Below are 10,729 nucleotides of genomic sequence, written 5' to 3'. Positions count from 1 at the left end.
TTTTGGTTTTGGTTCGTTAATTTATTTTGTTTTTTCTATTTTGGGGTTGTTTTTTTTTGGTTTTTTGGGGGTGGGTTTTTTTGGTTGTGTCTGGGGTGGGCGGGGCCACGACGTGCCGATCAGACGCGAGCGTGCCTACCGCGATCCATTATTGCGGTTCGTACCAGGAGTACGTCGCAAGCGTGGTGACGGCCGGCGTGCCGATTTGCAGCGTGATGTCGCGATGGGAGATCAGCTCGATCGCACGCAGGTCGCCCATGTAACGGCGCGACTCGCCGTTATCGTTGATATAGGCGACGATATTGCCGGTCAAACCCGCCACGTTAGAGGCCGACAGCGGCTGGCCCCAGATGTCGAAGAATTGGCCGAGCGTGTACATCTTCTCGTTCGGCGCTTCGATATGGATGATGCCGGTGTGGTCGTGCGTGTGCATTTCATAGTCGCACGATCCGGTCAGGCCGATGTTCTGCGGCAACTGCAGCCACTGTCCGTTATTGACGATGGCGAGATGGGCATGCACGTGGAAGAGCACCGACATGTTGGGCGAACACGTCAGGCCATCGACGTCGGGACCGCTCCCCCCCGTCGCGGTGTCGCCGTCGGGCCAGTATGCCGTCGTGCCCACCGTGCCCCCGAATGTCAGTGTGATGGGGTTCGGATCGAACGGCGGCGGATCGCTCCACGTATAAGTGGGAATTTGCGTGAGCGGCGTGCCGATCATGATCGTCACTTCGCCGCCGGGCGGCAGGACGAGACTGGCGAGATCGCCCGCGTACTTCGTCAGCGCACCGCCCTGATTGACATAGACGGTGACCGCCGATCCTTGCAAGCCCGCCACATTGGTTTGCGTGAGCGGTTCGCCCCAGATCGCGAAGAACTGACCGAGCGTGTATGACGCGTTGCTCGTCGTGTCCATGCGGATTTTGCCGGTTTCATCGACGGTGTTCAGCGGGTAGACACAGCCCTTCGGTGACGCGACAGTCGGCTGCTCCGTGCCGATGTTCGCCGGCACCGCCAGCAATGTTCCGTTCTCGTAAATGGACAGGTGGGTGTAGCTATAGGTATTGCCGGCCACGGCACAGTTGAGCCCGCTCACCGCTTGTCCTTGGCCACCCGTCGCCGTCGAACCGGCCGGCCAATGCTCGGTGCCGAGCGTCGTGCCGTCGGTAACCGAAGCCGCGGCTGCAAGGGTTGGCGCCGGGGTGCCCGCGCTACTGCTGGAGCCGGCTCCCGTGGAACCGCCGCCGCTTCCTCCGCCACCGCAGCCCGCCAGTGCGAAGGCGACGCCGATCGCAAGAAACCCTGAACTGATTTTGTGCAACATGTTGCCCCTGTCTTGTTAGTCGATCGTTGAATCGAATGAACGGGAGTGCATAGGGCCATCACGCCTGCGCCAAGCCTAAAGGCATGCAGGCTCATGCGCGGGTGCGGTGATCGTCCTTGCCGTTCTCAATCGCGATGGGTGCTGCGCGTGAGGCCATATGGCCGCATGGTGGAACGCGCTGCACTGGATGACGGACCGTCGTGCATTTCGTGCGTGGGCCCGCGCGCATCGCTCGGGTTCCGCCGCATAGCGCCGGAACCATTGGTCTCGCCGCACGAATACGTGCCGGTGGATAAGGGAATGGAGTTGAAGCTCGTTGTATCTCTTGTGCGCTAAAGCCTAACGGCGACGTTTTTGTGCGGCAAGAAAAATAAAACGGCGAGATTGTATGGAGTGCTTGATGCCATACACGGGCATTCTAAAAAAAGCAAAAAAAATTGCGAAGCGTGGAACGGTCGGAAAGAATCGCCGCCAGCAAGCAGGCACGACGGGATACGCCAAGGAGGACGAGGCGGATTTACCGATGAGGAGGCGCGTACCTGAAAAAAGGCGAATGGCTGGCTAACACATTTCGATCAGCCGCCCCAATGGACGACGTGTCGACACGCCGGGAACGGATGCCGAGGTGCAAAAAAGCTTCTGCACGCCATAGCGATCGTTCGATTGCCACGGCGTGCAGAAAGACGACGGTAAGTCGACAGTGCGCTATGCGCGAGCCGGCTTACTGCGGCTCATACCACGAGTACGTTGCGAGGGTATTGATCGCCGGCGTGCCGACTTGCAGCGTCACGTCGCGAAGCGACGTCAATTCGATCGCGCGCAAGTCACCCATATAGCGGCGCGATTCGCCGTTGTCGTTGATATAGGCGACAACTTCGCCCGACAATCCCGCCACGTTCGTGCTGGTTAACGGTTCGCCCCAGATGTCGAAGAACTTGCCGAGCGTGAAAGCGGTGAGGGTTGGCGATTCGATATGGATGATGCCGGTATGGTCATGCATGTGCATTTCATAGTGGCACGCCGATGTCACGCCGATGTTCTGCGGCATGGTGAGCCACTGGCCGTTGTAGATGATCGCCAGATGCGCATGCACGTGATAATTGACGACCATATTGGAGGAGCAGGTCAGGCCGTCGACGTCGGCACCGGCGCCGCCCGTCGCTGTATCGCCATCGGGCCAATACGGCGTCGTGCCCACTGTGCCGCCGAAGGTCAGCGCGATCGGATTCGGATCGAACGGCGGCGGATCGGTCCACGTATAGGTGGGAATCTGCGCGAGCGGCGTGCCGATCATGATCGTGATTTCGCCGTGCGGCGGCAATGTGAGCGTGCACAGACAGCCGGTGTACTGCGATAGCGTGCCGCCGTCGTTGACGTAGACAGTGATGGGCGAACCCTGCAGGCCAGCCACGTTCGTCTGCGTGAGCGGTTGGCCCCAAATGGCGAAGAATTGGCCGAGCGTGTACGGTGAACTGCTCGGTTCCTGCATGCGGATCTTGCCGGTTTCATCGACGGTGTTCAGCGGATAGACGCAGCCTTTCGGTGCCGTGAGCGTCGGCTGGACGACACCGATGTTCGCCGGCAACGCCAACTGCGTCCCGTTCATGAAAATGGACAGATGGGTGTAGGTGTAGGTTTTGCCGGCCGGATCGCAGTTGAAGCCGTTGATGGCTTGTCCTTGGCCGCCCGTCGCGGTCGAACCGGCTTGCCAATTCTCTTTGCCAAGCGGTGCGCCATCGATAACCGAAGTCGCCGCCGCGAGTGTCGGCGCGGCGCTGGCCGCACTGCCGGCACTGCTGTTTGCCCCCGCGCCAGGCGAACCTCCGCCGCCGCCCCCGCCGCAGCCTGCGAGCGCCAGAGCGACGCCGATCGCAAGCAATCCCGAACTGATCTTAAGCAAGATATCACCCGTTTTTTGATAGTTGATCGTTTAATCGAATAGTTGAAATTCGACTGGTCTCGCCGCCCGAATGCACGCAAGTGAATTGGTCATTTGACTTCGCTGTATTGCTCGCGCGGCGATGCGTAGCTTCGATGTTTTTTTTGATGAAAAAAAGTGGGTGTCGCAAAACAAACGTTAAGTGCTTTGCTCGATCAATTAGAAAAAATCTTACAAAAATTGAGGCGGCCGGGATGTGAAGAGTGGCGCAGTGTGCACAGTGTCGCTAGTTTTGGCGGGGCTGGCACCGCTTCGGATGGGCCTGCAGTGGGGTAGAGGGTGGAACGAAAACTCAAAAATCAAAATACCAAAACATCGATCGTATGCAGCAACAGACCGACAATTCCGCCAATCACCGTGCCGTTGATACGGACAAACTGAAGGTCGCGCCCAACTTCGAATTCTATTTTTTGCGTGACGGTGGCGGCGTCCCAATGATGCACCGTTTCGGCAATCAGGCGTGCAATGGCGTGTCGTTGGCCGGTAATGACGATCAGCATCGTTTCTTTCAGCCAGGCATTCAGTTTTTGGCGCATGGTGCTATCGTCGAGCAAACCGTTGGCGATACCGGCAATGGCTTCTTCGATACGCGTCTTGATATAGGAATGAGGGGCGGCGGCATCATGCTCGATGCCCGCTTTGATGTCTCGCCAGAGCGTGGCGAGGTAGGCCGTGAGCGCGGGATGCTCGACGAAGCGATGTTTGAGCGCTTCCCATTTGGCGAGATAGTCGGGCGACGTTCTCAACTGCACCACGAAATGGCGGATCGCTTCGTCGAAGCCGAGCCGCCATGCGTGATCGGGATTCTCGCTGAGTTCTTTGAGTGTATCGTCGACGACGGCGATGAGATTGTCGGAGACTTTTTCGTCGATGGACAGTTTTTTCCAGATCCACGCGGTGCTGTCGCGCACGCGCTGCCGAATCAGCGGCTTGTGTTCCTCGAACAGTTGCGCGAGTTGTTCGAGCAGTTCGGTGACGACAGCCTGATGGCGGTTATCCTCGAGCAGCGTATCGGCGATCGTGCCGACAACGAACGGCGTATCGATCTCGTGCACACGCCGGGCGACGTTGTCGTGGATGAAATGCCGGACGTCTTCGTCGTCGATGGCCGCGAGCAGGTTCGGCAAAAAATCGAGCATCCATTGCGCGATTTGCCGGCCGCGTTCAGGGACGGCGAGCCAGTGGGCGAACTGAATGGCGAAGTCGATGCGTTCGAGCTTGCTGGCGATGAGCTCGGGGGCCAGAAAATTCGTTTCCACGAACTTGGCCAGATTTTCGCCGATGCGGTCTTTATTGCGCGGAATGATCGCTGTGTGCGGCAGCGGCAAACCGAGCGGATGCCGGAACAGGGCGGTGACGGCGAACCAATCGGCAATGCCGCCGACCATGGCGGCTTCGGCCCCGGCGCGCACGAACCCCAGCACGGGGTAGCGCGGTTCGAAGAGGCGCGAAACCACGTCGATACCGGCCATCGCCGCGAGCAGGGCGGTGGCGAGCCGTTTCATGCGCGAGTACGCGCGCAGTTTGTCAACCGCCATTCCCCTACGCCGTGACGGCATCGCGCCGTGGCCGTCCAGGCTTTTCCACCGCTTGTTCGCGCGTGCGCGAGACATCTTCGAGCGCGGGCATCGAATCGAACAATTCCGCAATCCATTCCGCGAATGCGCGGACCTTCGCGGAGAGATGGCGGTTATGCGGATAGACGATCGAAATCGGCTTCGGCTTCGGATTGCACCCCGTCAGCACTTCCTTGAGCGAGCCGTCGAGCAGATACGGCAGCGCCATGAACAGCGTCGGCTGGATCATGCCGAACCCTTCGATCGCGCAGGTCATATAGGCATCGGCATCGTTGACGGTGATCAGGCTGTCCATCTTGACTTCGACGACGTCGGAATCGATCACGAACACCCACGGTATCGGGCGGCCGCCGAGAGCGGCACGGAAATTCACGGCATGATGAGCGGCGAGTTCGTCGATGGTTTTCGGTTCGCCGCGCTTGGCCAGGTAGCCCGGCGAAGCGCACGTCACGCGCTTGAGCATGCCGATGCGGCGCGCCACCATCGATGAATCTTCGAGCGGGCCGACGCGGATCATGCAATCGACGCCTTCCTCGATTGGATCGACCGGGCGATCGGAGAGGCCCAGATCGAGCGTGACATCGGGATAGCGTTGGTGAAACGTCGACAGGGCCGGGATCACGATACGCCGCCCGAGTGCGCTCGGCATGTGGACGCGCAGCAGGCCGCTCGGCCCGCGGTTGCCGGCTTGAAAGCTTGCGTCGGCTTCGGCGATTTCTCCGAGGATCTTGATGCAGTGCTCGTAGTAGGCGGCGCCGTCGGGTGTGAGCGACAAGCGGCGCGTGGTGCGGTGCATGAGCCGTATGCCCAGAAACGCTTCGAGGTTCTGGATGATTGTCGTGACCGATGCGCGCGGCATGCCGAGCGTTTCGGCCGCGCGCGTGAAGCTGTTCGCATCGACGACGCGGGTAAAGACTTCCATGGCTTGAATGCGGTCCATACCATCTCCCTCGGATGACCAACGGGAAAGGATAGACCGTCACGCAGGGCGGATTCAAGCCCTTTCGCGCAACCTTGCCGCGAAAACGGCGGCGGTCACACGTCGGGATTGATCAGCGCCGTCAGCACGTGATCGGCCCAGGCGCCGTTGATTTTCAAGTAGGCGCGCGCGAATCCCTCGCGCTGGAAGCCGAGCGAATTCAAGAGCCGCGCGCTGCGCGCGTTTTCGGGCCGGTAGCTGGCCATGATCCGATGGAGCCCCACGCGGTCGAATACATATTCGATCGACGTGGTCAGCGCTTCGCGCATCAACCCCTTGCCTTCGCGCCGATGATCGATCGAATAGCCGAGATGGCACGCCAGAAAAGGCCCTCTGACGATGTTCGTGAAATTGCATTCCCCGATGACGGTATCGCCTTCGAACATCAACCAATGCAACGCGTTGCCCGAGGCCATGCTGTTCGCCATCGCACGTGCCCTGGCCGCTACGGCGTCGAGCGTGAAAAAATCGCTTCGGCGCAGCGGCTCCCACGGCTGGAGATGCGCTCGATTGTCGAGCTGATACTCGAGCAGCTGGTATGAGCAATCGACACTGACCGGCTCGAGCGAGAGACGCTGCGTGGCGAGACGATGGTCGAGCCGGGGTGGAAGGATGGACGTCATGGCGATCGGCGCATAAAGGGGCCGGCGAGAGCGTAGCTCGCCGCAAACGCCGCGTCAACGCGATGTTGGGCACCGGAACGTTCATCGCGCCCGCAGGCGCGCCATCGTGTTTAGCAATGCATCGAGCGTCACGGGCTTCGTCAAATGGGCATCGAAGCCGGCGCGCAGGGCTGCTTGCACGTCGCTGTCCCGGCCGAAGCCGCTGAGTGCGATCGCTTTCACGCCCGCAAGCTGGTTGCGCTTGCGTACCGCCTCGATCAATTCGACGCCGCTCATGCCCGGCATGCCCAAGTCGGACAGGATAAACGACGGACAGCGCTGATCGAGGATACGCAGGGCTTCGTCGCCGGCGGTGGCCACGATCACGTTGGCGCCTTCCGTTTCGAGCAACAACTTGAATGCCTCGACCGTTTCGCGGTCGTCGTCCACGACCACCACCTCCGTGTCGCGCAGGAACGTTGGCGGCGCGCTGTCGTTCGGGGGGGCGTCTGCGTCGCCGAATATGCGCGGCAACTCGACGGTGAACGTGGCACCATGGCCGAGGCCATCGGAGTGTGCCGATACGCGCCCCCCATGGAGCGCGACCAGTTCCTTCACGAGCGAAAGCCCGATCCCGAGCCCGCCCGATCGCGATGTGCTCGCATTCCGCCCCCGCTGAAACATCTCGAAGATATAGGGCAAGATGCCGGGATCGATGCCCATGCCGTTGTCGGCGACGATGAGTTTGGCGACAGGGTCTTCTTCCGTCAGCGTCACGCCGATAGTCCCGCCGCGGCCGGTATATTTGAGCGCATTGCTGATGAGGTTCCACACTACCTGTTCGATGCGCGTGGCATCCGCTTTGATGGTGATTGCGTGATCCGGCACGGAGACTGCGAAATCGATGCCGTCGCGCCGCGCTTCTTGCCGGACCGTGCTGCAGATGCGCCGCACCGTATCGGCCAGATCGACGGACGTCTGCGTGATCGAGAGCTGGCCCGTGCGCACGCGCGAGATATCGAGCAAATCGTCGATGATTTGCGTTTGGCCCGATACGGTCCGCGTAATCGTGTGGGCCGCCCGGGCGAGCATGGGCTCGCGTTGCGCGGTAGACGAGCGCGCGATGAGTTCCGCGCTCGCACTGATGACATTCAGCGGATGCTTCAGTTCGTGCGAGACGACTGCGAGAAACTCGTCCTGACGCCGCTCCAATTCTTCGAGCGCCGTCTGACTGGAGCTGTGGAGGCGCTCCTCCGCGATTCTTTGCGATGAGATGTCGATGAACGAAAGCACCGCGCCGTCGATGAGGTCGCCTGTCGCTCGATAGGGCTGAAAGCGGGCGGAAAACCAGCGCCCGTCGTTGCTTCGTACTTCGCGCTCCACCAAGCGCAGCGAATCGAATGCCTCAGCGACATCGGCCTCGAGGCTATCGTACTGAAGCCGATGCGTGATCCCGCTCAGCGGGCGGCCGATGTCGGCGTCCTGGACATTGAAAATGTCCTTCGCGCGAGGCGTGAATCGCACGAGGCGCAATTTCCGGTCGACGAAGAGCGCCCCGACATCGTTGGCGGTCATGAGGTTTTGCAGGTCGTCATTGATTTTCGTCGTTAGTCCGACTCTGGCATGGAGCTCCGTATTGACGGTCTTCAGCTCCGAATTGGCGGCTTCGAGGTCTTCCTTGTGGACCTCCAGCGCTTCCGCCGTTGAGGACAGTTGCGCGTTCGTCATCTGCAATTCCTCGTTCGATGCACGCAACGCCTCATTGGACGTTTCGTATTGCTCGACCGTTCGCTGCAACTGAATTTTTATGTTTTGGAGTTCTTGCTCGAGTTGCGTGATCATCGAAGCCTGTGCGTCCGGCACCGCCTCTTCGTGCACCTTGTCGACGCCTGCGGGCAGTTCGTCGAACAAGACAAGCACGAAATCGTCGTTGGCTTCGTCGTCGTGGACGGTGCGGGCGATGATCCGCACCGTGATCGAACGGCCTTCGTGAGCAAACGTCACGGGCAGCGCATCGACACGTTGCTGCGCTTTCATCGCCATGTAAATCGTCTTACGTAAGGCCGTTCGCAGCTCGGGCCGAATCGTGGCAAGCATATTGTGGGACGGCTCGCCGCCGGCGAATTGCAGAAAACGGCCGGCGCGGCCCGACACGTGCACGATTTCAGAATGGCGGTTGATCAGCACGCTGGGAAACGCATAGTCCTCTATCAGCCGCCCGTGAAGCTCGCCGAAAGAGACGCGCGGCTTGCGCGCTGGAGACAAAGGCGGGAGCGCCGATGTAACGGGAAGCATCGCGTTCGCGACGGTGGGCGTACGGTGCAGGTGGGGTGGCATCCGTTTGCCGTCGCTGATAAAAATACGTGCCTTTTTGTCCACCGGGGCGAAGAGCGAACTGGCGCCCTCGGTGGTTTCGGATGCGCCAAGGAACAGGAATCCGCCTGGATTGAGCGCGAAATGGAAGGCGTGCAGCGTATCGATTTGTGCTTGCTGATTCAGGTAGATCAGGAGGTTGCGGCAGCAGATGAGATCGAGCCGGGAGAACGGCGGGTCTCTCAGGACGTTATGCACCGCGAACAACACGCGCTCGCGCAGCTCTTTCTTGATGCGGTAATTGAAGCCGTTCTTGACGAAATACCTCTTCGTGCGTGTTGCATCGACGTCGCCCAGGACGGCCTCCGAATACACGCCCTGGCGCGCGACCTCGATCGCGCGGTCGTCGATGTCGGTGGCGAATACCTGGAACGGCGCGCGTGCGGCGCTGCTGACCGACGCCTCGTGCAACAGCATGGTGATCGAGTACGCCTCTTCTCCCGTTGCGCACCCCGACACCCAAACGCGCACGGGATCTTCCGTCGCACGTTGCGCGAATAGCAGTGGCAGAACGTCCGTACGCAGCTTCTCGTAGGCTTCGCGGTCCCTGAAGAAATGGGTTGCACTGAGGAGTAAATCCTGCAGCAGCGCTTTCGTCTCAGAGGCGTGAAGATGGAGGAAATCGCGGTACTCCTCGAGATCGGTCAACCCGTTGATTTTCAAGCGGCGGTCGATGCGCCGGAGCACGCTCGCCCGCTTGTAATGCTTGAAATCGTGACCGGTGCGGGTGCGCAGCACGATCATGATTTCGCGGAGGGCGCGCTGATTGCGCTCGGAGAGCGGATCGTCGGCGGCCCAGCGCGTGTCATCGTCTTCGGCTTGCACCAGCGCATCGGGCAACCGCACGCGCCGGGCTTGCGTCCACAGATCGAGCAGGCGCTGGGGCATTTCGCTCGCACTGAGCGTGAAATCCACCATGTCCGTCTCAATGGCGGCCTGCGGCATGCTGGAATGCTCGGCATCGTCCGGGCTCTGCGCGATCGTGATGCCGCCCAGTTCTTTCACTCGCTTGATGCCGACGGAGCCGTCGGAGCCGGCGCCGGATAAGACGATGCCGACGGCATGCTCGCGGCATGAGTCCGCGAGCGAACGAAAGAATAGATCGATCGCGGCAGTGGCGGCCAGTGCTTCAGTTGTAGCGACTACGGTGAGTTGATTGCCGTCGATCGTCACCGCGCTCGACGGGGCAACGACATAAACGCGATTGCGCTCCAATGCCGCGTTTCTCGAAACCTGCACGACGGGCATCGGGGTTGCTTTCTGGAGGACTGCGTCGAGGCTGCTCGGATGCTCGGGCGACAGGTGCAAAACAACGACATACGCTGCCCCTGTCGCGGCCGGTAACGCCTCGAAAAATTGCTGGAGTGCAACCACTCCACCCGCCGACGCGCCAAGACCCACGACCGGAAAGTCGACGTGGGTGGGCGCCGATGATCCATCGCTATGCTTCGGCATCGTCTCCGGCTCAATGAAAATTGGGGCCCCGGCTTACGGCGATTGGTCTGTTTTGTACAGGCGCTGCTCCAATGTCGCGTGCGTGGTGCGCCGGCAAGCGCCCGGCGCGTCGCAGTAACTCGGGAAGGATGCTTGGATGCGCGCCGCCGTGTAGTACGGCGAAAACGGCGGCGGGGAACCGCTCAGGGCAACGCCGCGGCAATTGCGGTGAGCGCGTCGACGCCCCCGCGGATGCCCCCAATACGATCGTGTCTCGAGTAGTTACTGTTCGGTCCTTTCCACCTATTGCCCGCAAGGACCGCGCCTGAACCGCCCACAGGCGCGCGGGCGATTTCGTGCTTTGTCGCGAATTCGGAGGAGCGTTTGCCAGCTTGGTTGCCGGCATGGGGCCGATTAGCCGAACGGTTGGCCCAGAGGCCGGGCGTATACTCAGTGCTTACGCCGTAGGAATCGCGCTTCATCCATACCCCTTATGTCCGA

At 60.8% G+C, this 10,729-nt stretch carries 7 protein-coding genes; 1 reads left to right on the top strand and 6 read right to left on the bottom strand.

All coding sequences use genetic code 11. The features are described 5' to 3' along the window. Positions 1-148: 148 nt before the first annotated feature. A complete protein-coding gene (locus tag ACTHL0_RS25730; protein ID WP_440569897.1) occupies positions 149-1,324 on the bottom strand; it encodes a hypothetical protein in 1,176 nt (391 codons plus the stop codon). Positions 1,325-1,724: 400 nt separating this feature from the next. On the opposite strand from ACTHL0_RS25730, the gene ACTHL0_RS25725 reads away from it, so the two are divergent. Then, on the top strand, positions 1,725-1,889 hold the full coding sequence (locus ACTHL0_RS25725; RefSeq protein WP_440569896.1) for a hypothetical protein: 165 nt from the start codon (positions 1,725-1,727) through the stop codon (positions 1,887-1,889). Between the two features lie 156 nt (positions 1,890-2,045). Here ACTHL0_RS25725 and ACTHL0_RS25720 read toward each other — a convergent pair whose 3' ends face one another. The 5 genes from ACTHL0_RS25720 to ACTHL0_RS25700 form a co-directional block, all read right to left on the bottom strand. After that, a complete protein-coding gene (locus ACTHL0_RS25720) occupies positions 2,046-3,227 on the bottom strand; it encodes a hypothetical protein (RefSeq protein ID WP_440569898.1) in 1,182 nt (393 codons plus the stop codon). Between the two features lie 335 nt (positions 3,228-3,562). Then, a complete protein-coding gene (locus tag ACTHL0_RS25715) occupies positions 3,563-4,801 on the bottom strand; it encodes a DUF445 domain-containing protein (protein WP_440569895.1) in 1,239 nt (412 codons plus the stop codon). 4 nt (positions 4,802-4,805) lie between these two features. Then, on the bottom strand, positions 4,806-5,780 hold the full coding sequence (locus ACTHL0_RS25710) for a LysR family transcriptional regulator (RefSeq protein WP_440569894.1): 975 nt from the start codon (positions 5,778-5,780) through the stop codon (positions 4,806-4,808). A gap of 95 nt (positions 5,781-5,875) precedes the next feature. Beyond that, the gene (locus ACTHL0_RS25705) at positions 5,876-6,442 is read right to left on the bottom strand and encodes a GNAT family N-acetyltransferase (RefSeq protein ID WP_440569893.1); all 567 of its coding nucleotides are present in this window, start codon (positions 6,440-6,442) and stop codon (positions 5,876-5,878) included. An 81-nt stretch (positions 6,443-6,523) separates the two neighbouring features. Then, a complete protein-coding gene (locus tag ACTHL0_RS25700; RefSeq protein WP_440569892.1) occupies positions 6,524-10,249 on the bottom strand; it encodes a CheR family methyltransferase in 3,726 nt (1,241 codons plus the stop codon). Between the last annotated feature and the right edge of the window lie 480 nt (positions 10,250-10,729).

The organism is Trinickia sp., from assembly GCF_051961175.1.
Classification (GTDB): Bacteria; Pseudomonadota; Gammaproteobacteria; order Burkholderiales; family Burkholderiaceae; genus Trinickia.
The sequence above is the reverse complement of the archived record's forward strand: the minus strand, read 5'-3'. Positions and strand labels throughout refer to the sequence as shown.

Coding starts and splice junctions, on each gene's coding strand:
- ACTHL0_RS25730 (WP_440569897.1), bottom strand. CDS start 1,324: ATGTTGCACAAAATCAGTTCAGGGTTTCTTGCGATCGGCGTCGCCTTC.
- ACTHL0_RS25725 (WP_440569896.1), top strand. CDS start 1,725: ATGCCATACACGGGCATTCTAAAAAAAGCAAAAAAAATTGCGAAGCGT.
- ACTHL0_RS25715 (WP_440569895.1), bottom strand. CDS start 4,801: ATGGCGGTTGACAAACTGCGCGCGTACTCGCGCATGAAACGGCTCGCC.
- ACTHL0_RS25710 (WP_440569894.1), bottom strand. CDS start 5,780: ATGGACCGCATTCAAGCCATGGAAGTCTTTACCCGCGTCGTCGATGCG.
- ACTHL0_RS25705 (WP_440569893.1), bottom strand. CDS start 6,442: ATGACGTCCATCCTTCCACCCCGGCTCGACCATCGTCTCGCCACGCAG.
- ACTHL0_RS25700 (WP_440569892.1), bottom strand. CDS start 10,249: ATGCCGAAGCATAGCGATGGATCATCGGCGCCCACCCACGTCGACTTT.